This window comes from Ideonella sp. (assembly GCF_041287625.1).
GTDB lineage: Bacteria > Pseudomonadota > Gammaproteobacteria > Burkholderiales > Burkholderiaceae_C > Ideonella.
Window position 1 is genome coordinate 1 of record NZ_JBGGNH010000046.1, and the last position, 20,302, is coordinate 20,302.

Genomic DNA, 20,302 nt, shown 5'->3' on the forward strand with positions numbered 1-20,302 from the left:
TGGCGCGTCGTTCGCCGCCACGGAACGCCAGGTCAAGCTGCTCGAGGCGCGACTGGCGAAGGACCCGGACATCGAATTTTTCACCGCCTACACCGGTGGCGGCACGCCGCGCTTTTATCTGTCGATCCAGCCGGAGCTACCGAACCCGGGCTTCGCCCAGTTCGTCGTCAAGACCGCGGGCATCGAGCAGCGCGAACGCGTGCGCGCCCGCCTGATGGAGCTCTTCGACAAGGACGAGGCCTTGCCCGACGTGCAGGCGCGTGTTCAGCGCCTCGAGTTCGGTCCGCCGGTCGGTTTTCCGGTGCAGTTCCGCGTCATCGGGCCTGACAAGGCGCAGGTGCGCGAGATCGCCTACAAGGTGCGCGACGCGGTGCGCCAGAGCCCGCTGGTGCGTGACACGCAGTTGGACTGGAACGAGCAGGTCCGCTCGATGAAGGTCCACGTCGACCAGGACAAGGCACGGCTGCTGGGTCTGTCCACGGCCGACATCCAGGGCCTGGTGCAGACCACGCTCGACGGCGCGCCCGTGACGCAGATCCGCCGCGGCGAAGAGCTCATCGACGTGGTTGTGCGAGCGACTCCCGAGGAGCGCAAGAGCATCGGCCAGCTCGGCGACCTGCAAGTGTTCACGCGCAGCGGCGTGACGGTTCCACTGTCGCAGCTGGCCCGCGTGGAGCCGAGCTTCGAAGAGCCGGTGCTGTGGCGGCGCAACCGCGACATGGTGCTCACCGTGCGCAGCGACGTCGTCGACGGCGTGCAGGGCCCTTACGCCACGGCGCAGATCCGCCCGTCGTTGCAGCCCATCGTCGACAGCCTGCCCACCGGCTACCGCATCGAAGACGGCGGCGCCATCGAAGAGAGCGACAAGGCCAACACGGCGCTGTTCGCAGTGTTCCCGGCGATGTTCGCGGTGATGTTGACGCTGCTGATGATCCAGCTGCAGAGCTTCTCACGCCTGTTCATGGTGTTCATGACGGCACCGCTGGCGCTGATCGGCGTGGTGCCGGCGTTGCTGCTGTTCCAGGCGCCGTTCGGCTTCGTCGCGCTGCTGGGCGTGATTGCACTGAGCGGCATGATCATGCGCAACTCGATCATCCTGGTCGACCAGATCGACCAGGACATCGCTCGCGGCGTGGCGCCGTGGACCGCCATCGTCGACGCCACGGTGCGGCGCTCGCGCCCCGTGGTGCTGACGGCAGCTGCCGCGGTGCTGGCCATGATCCCGCTGACGCACAGCGTGTTCTGGGGACCGATGGCCATCTCGATCATGGGCGGCCTCATTGTGGCGACCGCGCTCACCCTCGTCTTCGTGCCGGCGCTGTACGCCGCCTGGTTCCGTGTGCAGCGTGACAGCTCGGCGCAAGCGCCGGCCGGTGCGCCCATGACGGCCAGCACGTGACACCCGAATTTCTAGATGGAAAGTGAGACAACAATGTCAGCAGACCAGAAACAGCAGCAGCATCCAGTAGCAATCGTCACCGGGGCAACGGCAGGCATTGGCGCAGCGACCGCACGCGCGCTCCAGGCCGCGGGGTACCGAGTGTTCGGGACCTACCGCAAGCCCCCAGCAACGAAGATCCCCGGTGTCGACTATGTTGCCTGCGATGTGACCAACGACCTGGCAGTCGACGCCGCGGTGCGCGAGGTGCTGGCGCAGGCCGGCCGCATCGACCTGCTGGTCAACAACGCAGGCGTTGGGTTGATGGGCGCTGCAGAGGAGTCTTCGCTCGAACAGGCCAAGTCGATCTTCGACGTCAACCTGTTCGGCGTTGTTCGAGCGACCAACGCAGTTCTGCCCGTGATGCGCAAGCAGCGGTCGGGACGCATCATCAACATCAGCTCTGTGATGGGCCTGATCCCCTCGCCCTTCATGGCGCTGTATTCGTCGAGCAAACACGCGGTGGAAGGCTACTCGCAGGCGCTGGACCACGAGGTCAGAGACTGCGGGATCCGGGTCGTTCTCGTCGAACCGAGCTACACGCGCACCACGTTCGAGAGCAATGCGCTGGCAGCCGACCAGAACATCGAACACTATGCGCTGGCGCGAGCGAACGCTGAAGCCGTGATGCGCAATGAGGCAGCGAAAGCCGACCCGCCAGAAGTGGTGGCCGCGACCGTCGTCGCCGCCGCCACCACCGCGAAGCCGCAGCTGCGCTACACGGCCGGACGTGATGCCGCAACGGTCAGTCTGCTCAGGCGCTTCGTACCGGCGTCGGCGTTCGACAAGAGCTTGCGCAAGCGGATGCGGATGCCGGCATGAGCCGCTGCCTGTGCTGCGGCAGCCATCGAATGGGTTGCCAGCGCCATTGAAAACCCATGCATGCAGATCACAGGTTCTGTCGCGTGGCACAAATCAGTCAGCTTCTATCCCTTGCGCCTGTGAGCCACCTTTTGCAGCAGTTGGAGAAGCATGAGCCGCTCTGCCTCGGTCAGGTTTCTCACGATCTCTCGATCGGCCTCGAGCAGTGCAGCGAGGGCCTTTGAGACCAGCACATCGCCTTTGCGGGTGATGCGCAGGTCCTGGGTGCGTCGGTCCACGGAGCCGCGCTCGCGTGCGATGAGTCCGCGCTGCTCCAGCTGATCAAGCCACACCTTGACGCCTGGGGTTGTCACGGCCAGTGACTTGGCGACGCGGGCGGCAGTCACCGGTGCGTTTGCTCGGACGAGCTGCAGGATCGTGAACTCGACCTTCCGAAGGTCAAGCGGCTCGCCGACGGTCCGGGTAAAGGCCTCGTTCGTCAGGACCGCTGCCTGGGCCAGCTGGTAACCCAGCAACTCATGCATGCCTCCCTCTGTGAGGGCGCCCTTCGGCGTGAGGGTCTCTTCGATCTTCATCACGTCGAGTCTACCGGCGGGGTCGGCGAGGGAGCGGCTCGGCCGCCAAATGGTAAATCTCCTTACTTACTTCGATGAACAGATGACCGGGAAACCGCTAGTGTTCGACGGCCATTATGGTTAAGTACATTAACAATCAGCAGACCTGATCCAACGCAATCGGCCTGCACGGCGCGCGACTAACCCGCCGTCAAGTGCGTGATCCAAGACCTCACTTCAGTGCCTGTGGGCGCTGGCAAACCTTCGACGCATGACTCCTTCATTCACTGCATCTCGTCGGTCTTGACCGGCGCACGGAGAAACCCATGACGAAGATCCCGGATGTTTCTGGCCCTGTCCGCCCCGTTCGGGTGGCGTCCCATTGGATTGCTGCCGCATGCGCGGCCTTGCTCGCCGGCTGTGGCGGCGATGGCGATGACGGCAGCGCCGCGCTGCCGCAGCTGGCCGCGGCCACAGGCGCGCCACTGGGCGCCTGTGCCGACCTGGCCAGCACGTTTTCGTTCGCCAATACCACCATCACCTCGGCCGCTCCGCTGGCCGCGGGCACGCTGACGGTGGCGGGTAGCCCCGTGGGAGCGCACTGCCAAGTGAGGGGTGAGATGTACCGCCGCACCAGCCCGCAGGACGGCAATGGCTACGCCATCGGCTTCGAGATGCGCTTGCCCAATTCCTGGAACGGCCGCTTCTTCTACCAAGCCAACGGCGGCCTGGACGGCAGCGTTGGCACGGCCCTCGGGGCGATCGGCGGCAGCGCACCGAACTTCTCCAACGCACTGAACATGGGCTTCGCCGTCATCAGCAGCGACGCGGGTCACGACACGGCAGGGCCTGCTTTCGGCATCGACGCCCAGGCCCGGCTGGACTACGGCTACAACGCGGCGGTCAAGCTCACGCCCATGGCCAAAGCGCTGATCGCCTCGGCCTATGGCAAGGGACCCGATCGATCCTACTTTGGTGGCTGCTCCAACGGCGGGCGCCACACCCTGTTGGCCACGACCCGCTTGCCCGAGCAATACGACGGCTTTTTGGCCGGCGCACCGGGTTACCGCCTGCCGCTGGCAGCCACTGCCAATGTGTTCAGCGCCAAGCAGCTGTTGCTGGTGCCGGGGACCACTGTCGATGACCTGAGCACGGCTTTCCCCACGGCGGAACGCGCCATGGTCTCCAGCGCCATACTGGCCAAGTGCGACGCGTTGGACGGCGCGACTGACGGCATCGTTCAAGACGTGGCCGCCTGCCAGAAGGCCTTCGACTTCACCCGCGACGTGCCCACCTGCAGCGGCGCGCGGGACGGCACCTGCCTGTCGGCCGACCAGAAGACGGCCCTCGCGCCCATCTTCTCCGGCGCGACCGACAGCACGGGCAAAAAGTTCTATGCGAGCCTCGCGTACGACGCTGGTATTTCAGGTACCAGCTTTGCCACTTGGAAATTCGGGGCGTCAAAGAATCTGGACACAGGTGCCATTGCCACGGTCTGGGGCGTACCGCCGATCAGTCAGACAGGCTTCGTCGGTTCAGATTACTTGACGAGCACATCGGTCGACACCATGCTTGCTGCCATCGCGGCGACCGACAGCACGTACCTCGAATCCGCGCTGTCTTTCATGCAGCCGGTGGATCCGAGCAACCTGAGTACCTTGAAGAACCGCGGTGCCAAAGTGATGGTCTATCACGGCGTGAGCGATCCCATCTTCATGCACGATGACACGGTAACTTGGTACGAGAACCTGCGCAGCGCCAACAACGGCAATGCCTCCGACTTCGCGCGTTTCTACGCGGTGCCGGGCATGGGCCACTGCGCTGGTGGCCCTGCCACCGACCAGTTCGACATGCTCACGCCCCTGGTCAACTGGGTCGAAAAGGGCCAGGCGCCTGACTCGGTGATTGCCACCGCGCGCGGCCTGCCCACCGCCGCCGGCGCTGCCAACGTTGACATTCCGACCAGTTGGGCACCCGGCCGTACACGGCCGCTGTGCCCCTATCCGCAAGTCGCGCGCCTGAAGGCCGGCGCCACCGACCTCGAAAGCGCCAGCAGCTTCAGCTGCCAATGAGGATGCACATCGCTCCTGCGAAATGGTGCTGGCCAGCGGATGCCGCTGGCCGCGGCATGGATGCCGGCGCCGCCGATTCAGGAACAGGAATTCCCCACGTTCGGTGGTTCTGCTGTCGGGACCAGGAGGTCGGCCGACACGCGTCGGTACCGACCTCCCGCCGTCATTTGATGTGGACAGCGCTTTTGAAGCACCCGGCCGGCGTGAGCCGCCATCACGGCTCCGCTACTTCTTCCGCTCGGTACCCAGGTAGACGTGGTCAAGGCTGACAAAGCCGCAGCCACCAGCCTCGTTGTCAAAGACCTGAACCTGGACCTGTTTTCCTGCCTGGGCGGCGAGGTCGATGGTCACCCAGTTGTCGTCCCCCTGGATGGAAGCCTGGTCACAGCTGTTGGGCATGTAGGAAGCGATCACCGTGCCCGCGGGGTCGAGCACCTTCAGCCCTGCCGTGCCGTTCGCATTGCCGCCGGACATCAGGAAGTTCAGGAAGGGCCTGTGGGCGTCCACGCTGACGAGTGGGGAGGTGAGCGTGCCGGTTGATCCATCACAGCCCTTGGCATTGGCGTTCATCTCGCAGGTGCTGACGGCGCTCTTGCCAACGCGGGCAGCACCGGAAACGCCCTTCCAGGCGTCGACAGTCGCCGGGTTTGCGAAGTCTCCGGTTGCCGTCCAGAGCTGCGCGGTGGCGATGACATCGTCGAAGTCGCCAATCACTTGGTCGAAGGCGTCCGCCGCCACGCTGACGTTGAACCCCAGTTTCGCCGTGGCGGCGGGCGTGAGAGCCACCTTGCCGCCATCCTTGCCGTTGCCCGACGGGTTCCAGGCATTGGCCGACTGGTACCACTGGTCGGTGCTGACGAAGCCGCACCCGGTGGATTCCTCGTCGAACAGCTGGGCTTTGATGTAGGCCGAGTTGAGCGCAGAGATGTCGATGTATGTCCAGTCATCGTCGTTCTGCACGAAGGACGGGCCGCAACTGGTCGGGCTGTACGTCAGCAACACATTGCCCAAGGTGTCCATGAGACGCAAGCCAAGGTTCTTGCCCGCGTCTCCGCCATGCATCAGGAAATTGAAGTAGTTCTCGGTCACCTTGAACGGCGGCGAAGTCAGCGTGCCGACTGGCGCGTCGCAAGGCGAGCCCGGCCCAGCGATCTCGCAAGTGCTGATGGCCTTGTCGCCCACGCGCGCAGCGTTCGCGTCGGTGCCCGTGGTGCCCTGCCAGCTGGTGGCTGTCGGGCTGGCGAACGCACCCGTGCCCACCCAGCCGCGCTTGGCCACCATGTCGACCGGGTTCTCGAAGCTGGCAAACGGAATCATCTTCTGGAACGTGTCCGGTCCTTCCACCGTGACCTTCAGCGGCGACAGCGGCTTGCTCAGCACGCCGGCATTCGTGCCTCGGGGCTCGTCGGTCTGGTAGAGGTGGTCGAAGGCGACGAAGCCGCAACCCGCGCTGGCGTTGTCGAATATCTTGATCTGGACCTTCTCGCCGATCAACCCGCTGGTGTCGAAATTGACGTAGTGCTGATCGCCCTTGAGTACCGGGTCGCCACAGCTGTTGGGGTTGTAGGTGCCGAGCACCTGGCTGGTCGGCGAACCCGGCGGTGTGTAGAGCACCTGGGCACCAACGTCCGGGCCGCCATTGCCCCCTGACATAAGGAAGGTGATCGAGTCCTTGGTGATGGTGATGTCGTTGATGGTGATGCTGCCGGTAGGCCCATCGCATCCGCCGCCACCGATCTCGCAGGTCGACACCGAGGCTTCACCGATGCGCGCAGCGATTGGCGCCAAGCTCGCGTTGGTGTACTCGAGGTTGTTCCAGTTGGTCGTCGTGGCAAAGGCGCCGGTGAGCGTGTACTTGACGCTGTCCTGCTGCATCTGCGCAGGAAACTCGAAACTGGCAATGACGTTCTCAGCCACGAAGGTGGTGTCATCGGTCGTCACGTGGGCAGAGGTGTTGGCCACATGACAGGTCGGGCAGGACGTCACCGTGACCAACATTGCCAGCGTCGACGGCGTTGAATAGCTGTCGTCGGCGATCGCTGTGATCTGGTAGATGTTGTCCTTGTCCGCATCGGCCGGCGCCTGGAAGTCCGGCGGGATGGCGAAGCGGATGGCCCCGTCGCCGCTGATCGAAAACAGTGCCGCGTCAGGTCCGGCGAGGGACAGCTTGATGCTGTTGCCATCCGGACTGGTGGCCGAGAGCTGGGTTACCGCGCTGGTGAATTCAGGCACGCTGATCGAGCCAGGGTCGGTGATCACCGGCGAGTGCGGCTGCGGAAGTGGGCCGGGACTGCTCCCGCCGCAGCCGGCAAGGGTGGCAAGTGCGAAGGCTAGCGGGAGGATGCAAAGAAGCTTCTTCATCGTCGTTCTCCCTGTCAGAAGAAGTAGGTGTACATCGCCCGAACGGTCCGGCCGAACAGGGGCCGGCTCACACCCCGGTTGGTGGCGCCGTTGGGGCCTTTCAGGTCGACGAACACTGGGTCGCCCTCGGTGAATGAGAGCCGGTTGGTGATGTTGGATACATGGAACTGGAAGGCGCTGTTCTTGTTGAAGTCCCAGATGAAACCGCCATCCAGGTGGTAGTAGGCGGGATAGAGCGTCACGTTGACGTCCTGGGACTCTGAATAGCGGCTGCCAAAGTAGGTGTACTTGACATAGGGCTTGAAGGGCAGACCGGTGTAGGGCTTGAGGTCCCACGTGCCCTGCAGGTTGGCCATGACCTGAGCCAGGCGACGCGGGCGGCGCCCGTCCTCGCCGATCTGCTCGAAGGCGTAGCCGGTCACGACATCGTTGACGCGGATCTCTTTCACCGTGCGGTAGTTGGCGTCGACGACCTTCGGGTTCTGCACAACGCCGTTGAAGCGCAGCTCCAGGCCCTTCACCTCGCGAGGCCGCCAGGCGGCCTCGACTTCGAGACCGATGTTCTGGATGCCGCGGCGGTAGAACTCGCGCACGAGCGGGCAGCTGTTGATGTCGACCACGGTGCCTGCCGGTGTGCACTGCGACGAGGTGAAGTCGCGGTATTCGACGTACTGGTCGCGTGGGCTGAACTTGTTGTAAAACAGCGCGAGCTGCGTGTCCCAGGTGTCGGCATAGAAGCGCAGGCCACCTTCGTACTGCATGATCTTCTCGACCTTGCTCCCCGGCGCAGCCGGGTCGAATTGGAGTTGGTTGAGTTGCTCCAGGCTCGGCAGCCGAAAGGAACTGGAGACCAGGCCGTAAACGGCCAGGTTGGGATGGAGCGCGTAGTTGCCGCCCACCGACCAGCCCGTGGCGCTGACCTTGGAGTCCAAGGTTTGATTTGCGCCCGGCAACAGCACCTCGTCGTCAGCGATGGTGTCGGCCGAACTTCCGGGCACCACGCCGGATGGCGTCAGGTTGGTGGTTTGATCGCGCACGTTGTAGAGGACGTTGGCGCGCTGCGTCTGGTGGCGCACGCCAAGGTCCAGCTTGAGGCGCCCCTCCAGGGCTTCCCAGTGGTCGTGCAGATAGAAGGCTTCACCGTTGACCTGGGCATCGGCGAGGTAGCCGTTGAATCCCAGCCGCATCACGCCGCCCGAAGTGACCGAGGGCCCCACGGGATTGCCGGCTGCATCAATGGCTCGGAGCTCGACCAGTTCCGGGTGCTCGCCAATGGTCGACACCAGCAGCGACTGCTGGAAGTTTTGCTTGTTGGCGTAGTCGGTGAGGTAGGCGCCCAGCGTGAGTCGGTGTTCCCCCTGCCATTGCAGCGACTTGCCCAGCTTCAGGTCCGCCGAGGTGCTCTTGGCCCGGGTGGTGGCGATGAAAGGGATCAGGAAGTCCAGGTAGGTACTGTCGGCGATCCGCGCGCCGCCATCGAGGCCATAGGCGGCCACGCCCGTGGCAGCGGGGTAGAACGAGCCAAAGCGCTGGACGTCGTTGTTGTAGCGCGCGTTGTTGAAGCGCGCCGCCGTGGTCGTGTCGTTGCCCGTGAACAGCGCGTTGAAGCCGCTGCTGCCCGATGAATGGCGCAGACCGGCATCGAAGGTCCAGCCCGAATCGAACTCGTGGCTGAGCTTGAGTGTGTAGATGTCGAAGTTCGGGTGGATGCCGTCTGCCATGTCGACCTGCCGCTGGCCGTATTCGCCAAGCATCGTGAAGCGGCGGTTGGAAGGTGAAGCCACCGTGCCGTGGGCGAAGTCGATGCCGATGGGCCACACCTCGTCCATGTGGATGCGCACCGGATTGGCCGGCGTCCCCGGCTGTGTGATGGCCGGCACCTGGAACGGTACGTTCTGGTAGAAGGCCGTCCGGTCGTTGATGCTCAGTGCATGCAGTTGCACCTCGGTGCGACCGTCATCGGTCAGGTAGACCAGATTGCCGCGCAACTGCCCACCCTTGTCAGCGGTGTAGCCGGTGTCGCGCAGGCCATCCGAGGTCCGGTAGAAACCGCCCACCGCGAAGGTGAGGTTCTTGTTGACCGGTCCCGACAGGAAGAAGTCGTTGCGCACGAAGTTGTAGTCTGCAACCTCAAGCTTGTAGCCACCTTCCAGCACCTGGCCGCCGGTGCGGGTGATGTGGTTGACGGTGGCACCCAGACCGTTCGAGTACAGGATGCCACCCGTGCCGCCCTTCACCACTTCCACGCGCTTGGTCATCAGGTCGTCGCGCACGGCGACGTCGTTGTTCATGAAGGGCACCTCTGGCTCCTCGAACCACGGCAGGCCGTCGATCAATTGCGGGGCGTAGCGGTAGCCGCCGGTGACGGGCAGGCCGCGCACCGTGATGTTGTTGCTCGCCTCACCGGCGGTACTGCCTTCGGCGAAGATGCCCGGCACGTTCTGCAGCAGGTCGGCCGTGCTGATCGGCGCCAGGCGCCGGATGTCCTCGGCCGAAAGCGTGTTGATGGTGGTGGTCGAGTCCTTCTTGAGTGTCTTCCTGCCGCTGCCGGTGACGACCACTTCCTGGACACCTTGAGTGGGCTCCGGCGTCGCCGCTGCTGCTGGCGCCGTGGGCACATCGGCCGGCGACGGAGCGCCGGGGTTGGCTTGCTGGGCAAATGCGGCCTGTGCCGCGAAGGCCAGAGGCAACAGTCGCCATGCGGCGACACCTCGCTGTTGTTTCATGCTTTGTCTCCTGGGTCGTCCCCATTTGCGGGGCACGTTCTTGACGGCCAGGCCTTTGGCCGTGGGTTGTGGATGCGTCTAACCGGGTGGACGCAAGGGCCAGATCTGCACGCGAGCCCGCGCTGGTTGAAGCGTTGACAGACGCACCTGAGTGCTGCCCGGCAAGGACGGATAGCTGCGCACCGCGTAGGCGGCGGCATCGTTGACGAACACCTCGATGGCCGAGCCATCGACGAAGATGCGGAGCTGGCGCATCGGGCCGAAGGCCTGGCCCGCGTAGCCCCCTTGCAGGCGCTGCGGGCCCTCGCCATCGGCAGAGAGGCTGGACTGCGACTTGTCGACCGCGACGCTGCCCTCGGCCGGATCGAAACGCAGCCGAGTGAACTCACGGCCATCGGCGGAGGCCATCAGGTCGACGACGACCGGGCCGGCGGATGCCGCCTCGTCGTCCAGGTCGATCAGCAGTTCATAGGCGTGCATGCCATCGCCCACCAGGCGCGGCCGGGGGCCGAGTGCCAACGGTGCGGATGCCAACAGCGGCTCGCCGCGCAGCGCCTGCAGCTCCGGGGCAGGCGCCTGGCCCACGGTGCGCCGATCCGGCAGCAGCTTCCACACGCGCGGCAGGCTGAACGTGTGTGCCCAGCCGGCGCGCAGTTGGGCGGCGGGTGAGCGCCGCTCATCGATGATGCCGATGGCGCGCAACTGCCCATCGGCCGCGCGACCAACGGTGGGAGCCAGGTGGCCGGGCAGCAGGTCGAGGTTCTGCGGCGTGCGGAAAAATGGCTTGAATCGGCCGTCCACCCATTCGCCTGTCCAGTACACCGTGCGCGTGGGCGGCTCGCCATACTTGCTGACCTTGCCGCCGACCGGATTGACGACCAGCACCCACACCTGATCGGTGAGCTGTTCGAACACCGGCATCTCCCAGATTTCGGAGCCGATGTCCAGCAGCCGGTAGGCCGTGTCGGAGAAGCGCTGTGGCTGCCAGCGCGCACCCTTCTCGCCACGCCGCAGCACGTAGTACTGCAGGCCGCCGCCGGTCTCGAGCGCCGCGCCGACGATCATGTGCCAGGTGTCGCCCTGCTTCCACAAGAAGGGATCCCGGAAGTCGCGAATGCCCTGCGTGTTGAGGACCGGGCCGAGCTTGCGCCAGTCGCGCAGATCGGCGTCCTCGCTGACGGCCATGGACACGCCCGGGTTGCTGGCCGACAGCCGCTCGCCGTGGTTGACGCTGGTGTAGAACGCAAACGCCTTGCCACCATCGGTGATGACATGGCCCGACCAGATGCCTTTCATGTCGAAGCCCGAGTCCGCCGTCTGCAACTCGGGCCACAGGGCATCGGGCAGGTGCTCCCAGGTCACAAGGTCCCGGCTGACCATGTGGCCCCAGTGCATCTGGGTCTTGAAGGGGCCGTTGGGCGTGCGCTGGTAGAACAAATGCCATGCCTGGCCGACGCGCACAAGGCCGTGGGGCTCGTTGGTCCAGTTTGCGGCGGGCATCGCGTGCACGCGCGGCCGCAACGCATCAGCCGCGAAGCGCGAGGCTGGCACTACCAGCGAAGGTTCTGCATCGGGTGCGGTGCCCGGACCCGGCAGCGAGGCCAGCTGCGGAGCCGAGAGCGCAGCGGGGTAGACCTCGACCAGATCGAAGGCACCGTTCAAGCGGTTGACCTTGAAGTCGAGGATGCGGGCCTCGACGGCCGGCGTGGCCAGCTTCAGCGGCACTGGCGCCAGGCGCAGGCTCATGCCGGCCTTGCCGGTGGCCGTGCCGATCAGTGCGCCATCCTGATACAGGCTCACGACACCGGAGGCCGGGTCGACGCTGGCGACCAGGTGCACCCAGCGGCGCAAAGGAAAGGACCTGGGCGCCGACACGCGCAACACGCCTGCCGAGGTGGCGATGCGAAAGCCCCAGCGGCCGAACGTGTCGACGTGCAGGTCGAAGCCGGCATCGCCCTGGGCCTGCTGTGCGAAGGATGAGGGCGACAGTTCCTTAACAGGTACCTCAAGGTCCGACGGAAAGCTCTCCAGCGTGACCCACAGCGACAGGCTGAAGCCGGCATTCGGATCCAGGGGCAAGGCCGCTTGCGCGTAGCTGGAGAAGCCATCGGTGCGCCAGGCGCTGCCAATGATGCCAGGTACCACGTCCGGTGCCCGAAACTGGGTGTGGATCGCGACACCCGGCGGCAAGTGGCCCCGGGCCAGCTCATCGAAATCGACGGACAGCAGGGGTGCGGGGAGCGGCTGCGCAGACGCCAGGTTCGTCATGGCAGCCAGCAGCGCCGAAAGCGCGCCGGCGTGCCGAGCCCCATTTGCCAGGCGCATCACCGGCGCACCCTCTGCGGCGTGGCGATGGCCGGACCACGGCAGCACCACCGGATGGCCGCGAGGCAGAGGCGAGAAATCCGCACATCACGCATAATGTCTATCGATAGCCAAATTGGGTCAAAGAAGAGGCGCTTGCGCTCTTCAGGGGAACAGCAAGCACCAAAATGTCTATCGATGGTAGTTGGCCGCCGGCGGGTTGTCCTTGGTATTTCCCCCATGCGGTGCGCCCACATCGCAACCCGCCCCCAAGACCCCGGGAAAACACTCAAGACTTGAGGTTCGCCAAAAACTACCATCGATAGACAAATTCTCTCGACACACCCCACAAGGACACTTGACCCGCGGTCGTCGTGCGTTGAAACGACATCGATAGAGTGCCATCACACGATGAGACAAGCAGGTCCCCGATGAGCGAATCCTCGACCATCTATCAGGTCGCCGACACGGCGGGCGTGTCCGTGCGCACGGTGTCGCGCTATCTGAACGACCCGCACGGCATCTCGGCAAAAACCTCCGCCAAGATCGTCGAGGCGATGCGTGCGTTGCAGTTCCGTCCCTCCAAGGCGGCCCGCGCCCTCAAGGGCGTGAAGCCCAATCTGATCGGGGTGGTATCGGACCGCATCACCGTCAGCCCGGATTCCTTCGAGCTCATCAAAGGCCTGCAGCTCGCTGCCAAGGATCTGGGCAAGCGCCTGCTGATCGCGGAATGCGGTGGGGTGGACGAGGACGTGCCGGACCTGATCGATGGCCTGATTGAGCATCGCGTCGATGCGTTGATTTTTGCGACCCACTTCCATCGCCCGCTGGACGCCGCCCAGCTGGCCCGGGCTGCCGGCACGCGGCTGGTGCTGCTGAACTGCTATCTGTCGCGTGGCGACCACCCGACTGTGGTGCCCGACGACGAGCAAGGCGCTCGCGACGGCCTGGCATATCTGTATGCCCAAGGCCACCAGCGCATCGTCGTGTTCGAACTCTTTCCCGACATGCGCGCCACGCAGCTGCGTCACCGGGGCCTGCTGAAGGCCGCGAAGGCCGCCGGCCAGCCGGCGCCCGCATTCGTGCAAGGCTCCCAAGGCGCGTTGGCGGAAGACGAGTTCGCCGCGATGGACGGCCTCGTGAGCCAGGTGCTCCGCGAGCACCGCCCCACAGCCATCCTGGCAGGCAATGACAAGATGGCCGCCCGCATCATTCAATGCCTGCACAAGCGCCAGATCGCCGTCCCGGCCGAGGTGTCCGTGCTCGGCTTCGACGATCACCCGATGCTGGTGCATGCCACCGATCCCCCGCTCACCAGCGTGCGCCTGCCCTATCTGCAAATGGGCCGCCGCGCGGCGCAGATGGCCTGCGACGAGGCGGCGGCAGGCACTGTTCGCGAGCGCTGCGAGGTGCAGGTCCGTGCATCGGTATCAGCCCCGCCCACCGGAAAGCGGCGGTGAAGGCGAACCTGCTCCTTGCGGCCAGCCTGCTGACCGGCGCAGTCGGCGCGGCCCCCATCGACATCCAGCTCTGGCGGCACGAGACCGGCGACAGCGACATGCGCGCCAGCGCAGCGGCTGAAGCGCGGTTCAACAGCCGGCAGTCGCGCTACCGGGTCTTGACAGAGACGCTGCCCCAGGGCTCCTACCAGCAGTCGGTGATCGCTGCAGCCATGACGAAGAAGCTGCCTTGCGTGCTGGACCTCGACCAGCCATCGGTGCCGAACTTCGCCTGGGCCGGACACATCCAGCCTCTGGAGGGTGCCCTGCGCCCTGCAGGCGCCGAGGCTTTGATCCCTGGTGGCCGCTCGACCTTCAAAGGCAAGCTTTATGCGGTCGGCCAGTTCGACGCCGCGCTCGCGCTCTTTGCCCGCAAGAGCCTGTTGGCCAAGCATGGCGTTCGCCTGGCGACGATGGCACACCCCTACACCGCGGCAGAGTTCCGCGACATCCTGCGTGACCTCAAGCGTGCCGGCTTCAGCTACCCGCTTGATCTGAATGCGCAGTGGACCGGCGAGTGGGTGTCGTACGCCTTCTCGCCGTGGCTGCAGAGCGCAGGGGCCGACCTGATCGACCGCAAGACCTTCACCCAGGTCGACGGCCTGCTCAATGGCGATGCGGCGCTCGGCGTGGTGGACTTCTACCGTTCCCTGTTCACTGAGCGCCTGGTTGCACGCCGACCGGTGGACGATCAATCCTTTCCCCGCGGCCGCGCGGCGTTTCACTACACAGGCTCGTGGGCGGCGAAGGACTACCTCATGCGCCTTGGCGACGACCTGGTCGTGATGCCGCCACCTGCATTTGGCCCGCAACCGCGCATCGGTGCAGGCTCCTGGCAATGGGCGGTGTCCAGCAGTTGTCCACACCCCGAAGGCGCACGGCTGTTCCTGGAGCATCTGACCTCCGCCGCCGAAATTGCCGCGTTCTCCGAGGCCACCGGCCTCATGCCTACCAGCGAGGCGGCCGCCAACGCCACCACGCTGTACCGTCCCGGTGCCTTCGGGCGCGACCTGTTCGAGTTTGCTCGTGCCTACGGCGTGCTGCGTCCCGAAACGCCGGCCTATCCCATGCTGTCGAGCAGCTTCGAGCGGGCCTTGAAAGAGGTTCGCGAAGGCGGCGACGCGGCCGAGGCGCTGGACCGCGCGGTCGAGGCGATCCAGCAAGACCTCAGGCGAAACCACAACTATGGCTTCTAGTGCCTCTCGCTTTGGCCACGCCCGCTGGTCCGAGGTGGCCGTGCTGGCGGGGCCAGCCCTGCTCCTCTTCACCGGCTTCGTCCTGCTGCCCTTCGTGATGGCGGTGGTTTTCAGCTTTACCAACGTCAAGCTGCTGCAGACCGACCGCATCGAGTGGACGGGGTTGGACAACTACACGCGCATGTTCGCGCTCAAGGCCGTCGAGGCGCCGCCCGCGGCTTCCATGGCCGGGCAGCCTCTGCCGGCCTCGCGCCAATGGCGCGCCTTGAAGCGCGCTGCGCCGGCCGACTTCGAGGGCTACCAATACCTCAGCGACCTCTCGCTGGGCGGCAGGCACTACCTGGTCGGCGCGCGCGATCCCCAGTTCCTGCGCTCCATCGCCAACACCTTCCTGTTTGCGCTGCTGGTGGTGCCGCTGCAGACTGCGCTGGCCTTTGCGATGGCGCTCTGGGTCAACCAGGCCTTCCGGGGCCGGGTGCTGTTGCGCACGGTCTTCTTTTCTCCGGTGGTGACGTCGATGGTGGTGGTGGCGGCGATCTGGGGCCTGATCCTGCACACCGAGGCAGGCCTGGCCAACCAGGTGCTGCGCGAGATCTTCGGTGCCGACGCGCCCCAGCCCGACTGGCTGGGCGACCCGCACCTGGCGATGCTGTCCATCGCGATCATGTCGGCCTGGCAAGGTGCGGGCTTCCAGATGCTGATCTTCCTGTCCGGCCTGCAAGGCATCTCCATCGAACAGTACGAAGCTGCCGACGTGATGGGCGCCAGCCGCTGGCAGAAGTTCATCTACATCACCCTGCCCGGCTTGAAGCGCACGCTGGTGTTTGTCGGGCTGTCGACCACCATCATGGCTTTCGGCCTGTTCACGCAGGTCGATGTGCTGACAGGTGGCGGACCGATGGACGCCACCAGCACGCTCATCTTCCATTCGATGCGGGTGGGTTTTCGCGAGCAGGACATTGCCTATGGCTCGGCGATGACGCTGTTCTTCTTCCTCTTTGTGCTTCTGCTGTCGCTCGGCCAGAAGAGGCTGATGGAAAGGCTGGGCCGATGAACCGCTCCTCAGGCGCAAACGACGTGGCGAAGTCGGTGCTGCACGTGGCGCTGATGCTGCTGGCGGGCATCGTGTTTGCCTACCCGATGCTCTTCATGGTGGCCGCCAGCTTCAAGCCTGGCGATGCGCTCTTCACCGACCTCGGCAATCCTGCCGCGTTGCTTCCCGACGCGCGCTGGTCGCTGGACAACTACCGCTCGGTGTTCGACAAAGGTGCGATCGGCGCCTACCTGGCCAACTCGGGACTGATCGCGCTGCTGAGCGTCACCGCCGGCATCTTCATCAACAGCGCCGCCGCATTTGCGCTGGCCAAGCTCAAATGGCGCGGCCAGAGCCTGGTGCTGACCGTGGTCATCGCGCTGCTGATCGTGCCTTTCGAGGTGCTGGCGATCCCGATGCTGCTGATCGTCTCCAAGCTGCCCTGGTTCGACAGCACCGGGCTCACCATCGGCTGGCTCGATACCCTGCACGTGCAGATCATTCCTTTCCTGGCGAATGCCTTCTGCGTGTTCCTGTTCTATCAATTTTTCAAGGACGTGCCCGATGAGCTGGTGGAGGCCGGCCGCATGGACGGTGCCGGCGCGCTGACGATCTACCTGCGCCTCGTCATGCCAGTCTGCAAGCCCGTCATCGTGACGGCCGCGATCATCCTGTTCCTGGGGATGTGGAACCAGTACCTCTGGCCCGTCATGACTGTGCATACCGCTGGCGCGCGGCCGGTCATGGTCGGCCTGCAGCAGTTCTTCGGGCGCAGCACGCAGTGGGGCGAGGTGATGGCCTATGCCTGTGTCATCACGTTGCCGGTGATGGTGTTCTTCCTGCTGTTCCAGAACCAATTCATCCGCTCCGTGGTCGGCGCGGGCATCAAGGGCTGAGTGGCCATGAACGGCCCGCTCGACTGTCGCCAACTTTGTCCATCGATCGCCATAGAACTCTCAGCGACATGCCCAACATCGTCTTCCATCAAGTCAACAAGCGTTTTGACGAGCGCGCCGATCGCCATGTTTTCCGTGATCTCAACCTGCACATCCGCAAGGGCGAGTTCACCGTGCTCGTCGGCCCCTCGGGCTGCGGCAAGTCCACGCTGTTGCGCATGATTGCCGGGCTGGAGCCGGTGAGCGGCGGCGAGCTGTCTTTCGATGAACTGCGCGTCAACGAGCTGCCGCCGGTCAAACGCGGGGTGGCGATGGTGTTCCAGAACTACGCGCTCTACGCCCACATGACGGTCTACGACAACATCGGCTTCGGCCTCAAGATCGCGGGCCTTTCCAAGGCCGAGCGACACGCGCTCATCCTGGACGCGGCGCGCCAGCTGCAGCTGGAGGAACTGCTGCAGCGCAAGCCCACACAGCTGTCCGGCGGCCAACGCCAGCGGGTCGCCATCGGCCGCGCCATCGTCCGCAAGCCCACCGCGTTCCTGTTCGACGAGCCACTGTCCAACCTCGACGCCAACCTGCGCGCCCAGATGCGTGCCGAGATCGCCGAGCTGCATCGCAAGCACGGCGTGACAACGGTGTACGTCACGCACGATCAGGTGGAGGCGATGACACTGGCGGACCGCATCGTCGTGCTCAGCCGCCATGGGCTGGAGCAGTTCGGCACGCCTGACGAGCTCTTCGACACACCGGCCAATCTCTTTGTCGCCGGCTTCATGGGCAGCCACCGGATGAACCTGGTGCCTGTGGACGAGCCTCATGCGCCACTGCTGCAATTGCTGACCGGCCAGTCCCCCGCAGCGTTGGCCGCAGCCGGCATCGGCACCATCGGTGCTCGGCCCGAGGACATTGAGCTGAGCGATGGTTCGGCGGCCAGCGTGCAGCTCGTCGAGCGCCTTGGCGCTGAATCTCTGGTGCACCTGACGGTGGCCAGTTCGCCCGCACCGCTGTGCGCGCTCTCCAATGACCGCAGCATCGCCTTCGGTCAAGGACGTGCCGTGCGCATGCCGTCCCACAAGCTCCATCGCTTCGACCCAGAAGGCAACCGAATCGCGCCATGAACTCCAACCTGCCCAAGTCCGCCGCCGCCTGGCGGCCGCGTTACCACTACACGCCTCAGTGCAACTGGATGAACGACCCGAACGGGCTCGTCTATTTCGACGGTGAGTACCACCTCTACTACCAGTACAACCCTCACGGCAGTGACTGGGGCCACATCAGTTGGGGCCACGCCGTCAGCACCGACCTGGCGAGCTGGCAGGAGTTGCCGGTCGCCATTCCCGCCACTGAACGGGCGATGGCTTTCTCGGGTTCAGTCGTGGTGGACCATGGCAACTGCGGCGGCTTCGCACCGCCCGACGCGTCGGCCCCTGCGCTCGTGGCCTTCTTCACCGGCTTTGACCCCGACACCAAGATCCAATCCCAGCACTTGGCCTACAGCCTGGACCGCGGGCGCAGCTACACGCCTTATGCCGGCAACCCCATCATCGACATCGGCTCCACCGAGTTTCGCGACCCCAAGGTGTTCTGGCATGCGCCCACGCGGCACTGGGTCATGCTCGTCGTGGTCGCGCTGGAGCAGCAGGTCTGGTTCTACACCTCGGCCAATCTGATCGACTGGACGCGCGTCTCGACCTTCGGTCCTGCCGGTTCGGCCGACAAGAACATCTGGGAAGTGCCCGAGTTGTTCGAACTGCCCATCGACGGCGACAGCACGAAAAAGCGCTGGGTCCTCATCGTCTCGGTCAACCACGGCTCGCTGTGGGGCGGCAGCGGCGTGCAGTATTTCATCGGCGACTTCGATGGCAAGCACTTCAAGGCGGACGCCAGCGATGGTCAACTCACGCTATGGGCCGACCACGGGCGGGACTTCTATGCGCCCATAACCTTCGCCAACCTGCCGGACGAGCGTGTGCTCTGGCTGGGCTGGGCCAGCAATTGGGCGTACGCACGCGAGCTTCCCACCGAGCCATGGCGAGGCCAGCAATCTGGCGTGCGCGAACTGGGCCTCGCGGCCACCTCTCAGGGCCTGCGCCTGCGCCAGCGCATGGCCCGCGAAATGCTCGCACTGGTCGAGCCCGAGCCGCTGCTGAAGCTGCGCGGCCTGCCAGCTTGCCAGGCCGGTGAAGCGCTCTCGCAGGCCTCGCTCGTCGGGCGCCAGCTGATGGCGCGCCTGGTCGTCTCCACACGGGGCCTGATCGACCCCATCGGTCTGGAGTTCTTCAAAGGCGGAGATGACTCTGTGCGGATCGGCTTCGATCCATCGCTCAATGGATTCTTCATCGACCGACGCTGCCGTGCGCCCTTGTTCGAGGGGCAGTCCGAGCGCCACGACGCGCGCCGCTTGCTCGATGCGCCCGATATCGAGCTGGAGGTCTGGATCGACGGCAGCCTGTTGGAACTGCTGGCCGACGGCGGCACTGTCGCGCTCACCGACCTCGTCTACGCAGACCCACAGGCCACGAGCGTTTGTCTCTTTCATGGCGGTGAAGCGGCCATGGTCCAGTCGCTCGATCTGCACCAGGTGCGCGCTGCGATGTACAGCTCGAACGAAGAATCCTGATGTTCGTGGTCCGTGGCGGAGCTCCATTCGACGTGTTCAACCGAACGAGGGCAGGTCGAGCCCTTTTGTGGGGAATGACGTGCCCCGCAAGTCCAGCGGGCCCAAGTAGCGCACATGCAAGCTGCGCGTTGCGAAGCGCCAACGCCCGTCGCGCTTCACCAGTTCGTCCCGGTAGAAAGCGATGGCCATCCAGGGCGCCGATTCCTTCGTCTCTCGGCCCTGTTCCACCAGGGTGCTGACGGCGGACGCTGCACTGTCGCCGCGCAGGGTCACGACCAGTCCGGAGCACAACTGCACCAGTAGTTCTTGCCGTCCCATCGATTCCTGCAGACCCTTCAGGATCGCATCGCGACCTTCGTGACGAAGGTTGACCGGTGCCAACACCTCCCACACCGCTGACGGCTCGAAAGCATCGTGCAGGAGCGATATGTCGCGCAGGTTCACGGCTGCGTGCCAGGCATCAACGAGTTCACGGATCGCGAGGGTGTCTAGAGAGGTGGTCATGGCGCGGATGGACCGGTGGTGATGCCTCAACGACCAAGGTGCCGATCGAACGCGCGGCGCCGGGTTGCGTCAGATAAACCTTGTTGAACTTAACCAAGGCGATGGCGGCAGATAGCGCAGTGTAAGAACTTATCCGTAAATCATGTTGACGCTCAACGCCCGCAGGGGCGCTGAGCGCAATGATCGGGTCGTTCTGCACCGTCGGCAGCGAGCTTCCGGCGCCATAGGCAGCAGCCGGCGTCGGCCGGGCGATTCCTGCTACCCGCAGTCAACG

At 65.0% G+C, this 20,302-nt stretch carries 14 protein-coding genes; 9 read left to right on the forward strand and 5 right to left on the reverse strand.

Annotation, left to right across the window (positions count from 1 at the left end; genetic code table 11):
* Both ACAH41_RS17975 and ACAH41_RS17980 read left to right on the forward strand, forming a co-directional pair.
* Positions 1-1,399: efflux RND transporter permease subunit (locus ACAH41_RS17975; RefSeq protein WP_370538400.1), on the forward strand; the 1,399-nt coding region annotated here is incomplete at its 5' end.
* A 33-nt stretch (positions 1,400-1,432) separates the two neighbouring features.
* Positions 1,433-2,260, forward strand: coding sequence for an oxidoreductase (locus ACAH41_RS17980; protein ID WP_325649789.1), 828 nt, complete (start codon positions 1,433-1,435; stop codon positions 2,258-2,260).
* 104 nt (positions 2,261-2,364) lie between these two features.
* Here ACAH41_RS17980 and ACAH41_RS17985 read toward each other — a convergent pair whose 3' ends face one another.
* Positions 2,365-2,835 carry a MarR family transcriptional regulator gene (locus ACAH41_RS17985; protein ID WP_325649788.1) on the reverse strand — a complete coding sequence of 157 codons (471 nt, stop codon included), beginning with the start codon at positions 2,833-2,835 and terminating at the stop codon, positions 2,365-2,367.
* A gap of 305 nt (positions 2,836-3,140) precedes the next feature.
* On the opposite strand from ACAH41_RS17985, the gene ACAH41_RS17990 reads away from it, so the two are divergent.
* The gene (locus ACAH41_RS17990) at positions 3,141-4,886 is read left to right on the forward strand and encodes a tannase/feruloyl esterase family alpha/beta hydrolase (RefSeq protein WP_325649786.1); all 1,746 of its coding nucleotides are present in this window, start codon (positions 3,141-3,143) and stop codon (positions 4,884-4,886) included.
* 225 nt (positions 4,887-5,111) lie between these two features.
* On the opposite strand, the gene ACAH41_RS17995 is transcribed toward ACAH41_RS17990, so the two are convergent.
* From ACAH41_RS17995 to ACAH41_RS18005, 3 genes are all read right to left on the reverse strand, one after another.
* Positions 5,112-7,145: a hypothetical protein gene (locus tag ACAH41_RS17995; protein WP_325649785.1), complete on the reverse strand. Its 2,034-nt coding sequence runs from the start codon at positions 7,143-7,145 to the stop codon at positions 5,112-5,114.
* Between the two features lie 116 nt (positions 7,146-7,261).
* On the reverse strand, positions 7,262-9,973 hold the full coding sequence (locus tag ACAH41_RS18000) for a TonB-dependent receptor domain-containing protein (RefSeq protein WP_325649784.1): 2,712 nt from the start codon (positions 9,971-9,973) through the stop codon (positions 7,262-7,264).
* Between the two features lie 78 nt (positions 9,974-10,051).
* Entirely contained in the window at positions 10,052-12,241 is a 2,190-nt protein-coding gene (locus tag ACAH41_RS18005) for a GH32 C-terminal domain-containing protein (RefSeq protein WP_325649783.1), read from the reverse strand.
* Between the two features lie 467 nt (positions 12,242-12,708).
* On the opposite strand from ACAH41_RS18005, the gene ACAH41_RS18010 reads away from it, so the two are divergent.
* From ACAH41_RS18010 to ACAH41_RS18035, 6 genes are all read left to right on the forward strand, one after another.
* Positions 12,709-13,737, forward strand: coding sequence for a LacI family DNA-binding transcriptional regulator (locus tag ACAH41_RS18010; RefSeq protein WP_325649782.1), 1,029 nt, complete (start codon positions 12,709-12,711; stop codon positions 13,735-13,737).
* Complete coding sequence (locus tag ACAH41_RS18015; protein ID WP_325649781.1) at positions 13,734-14,972, forward strand: extracellular solute-binding protein; 1,239 nt, start codon at positions 13,734-13,736, stop codon at positions 14,970-14,972. The genes ACAH41_RS18010 and ACAH41_RS18015 overlap by 4 nt, the downstream gene beginning before the upstream one ends.
* On the forward strand, positions 14,962-16,026 hold the full coding sequence (locus tag ACAH41_RS18020; RefSeq protein WP_325649780.1) for a sugar ABC transporter permease: 1,065 nt from the start codon (positions 14,962-14,964) through the stop codon (positions 16,024-16,026). Before ACAH41_RS18015 ends, ACAH41_RS18020 begins: the two co-directional genes overlap by 11 nt.
* Entirely contained in the window at positions 16,023-16,901 is an 879-nt protein-coding gene (locus ACAH41_RS18025) for a carbohydrate ABC transporter permease (RefSeq protein WP_325649778.1), read from the forward strand. Before ACAH41_RS18020 ends, ACAH41_RS18025 begins: the two co-directional genes overlap by 4 nt.
* Before the next feature lie 68 nt (positions 16,902-16,969).
* Positions 16,970-18,022, forward strand: coding sequence for an ATP-binding cassette domain-containing protein (locus ACAH41_RS18030; RefSeq protein WP_325649776.1), 1,053 nt, complete (start codon positions 16,970-16,972; stop codon positions 18,020-18,022).
* The gene (locus ACAH41_RS18035; protein WP_325649774.1) at positions 18,019-19,524 is read left to right on the forward strand and encodes a glycoside hydrolase family 32 protein; all 1,506 of its coding nucleotides are present in this window, start codon (positions 18,019-18,021) and stop codon (positions 19,522-19,524) included. The genes ACAH41_RS18030 and ACAH41_RS18035 overlap by 4 nt, the downstream gene beginning before the upstream one ends.
* Before the next feature lie 36 nt (positions 19,525-19,560).
* Here the strand turns inward: ACAH41_RS18035 and ACAH41_RS18040 are convergent, their stop codons facing one another.
* Positions 19,561-20,028 carry a nuclear transport factor 2 family protein gene (locus ACAH41_RS18040; RefSeq protein WP_325649772.1) on the reverse strand — a complete coding sequence of 156 codons (468 nt, stop codon included), beginning with the start codon at positions 20,026-20,028 and terminating at the stop codon, positions 19,561-19,563.
* Positions 20,029-20,302: the final 274 nt, after the last annotated feature.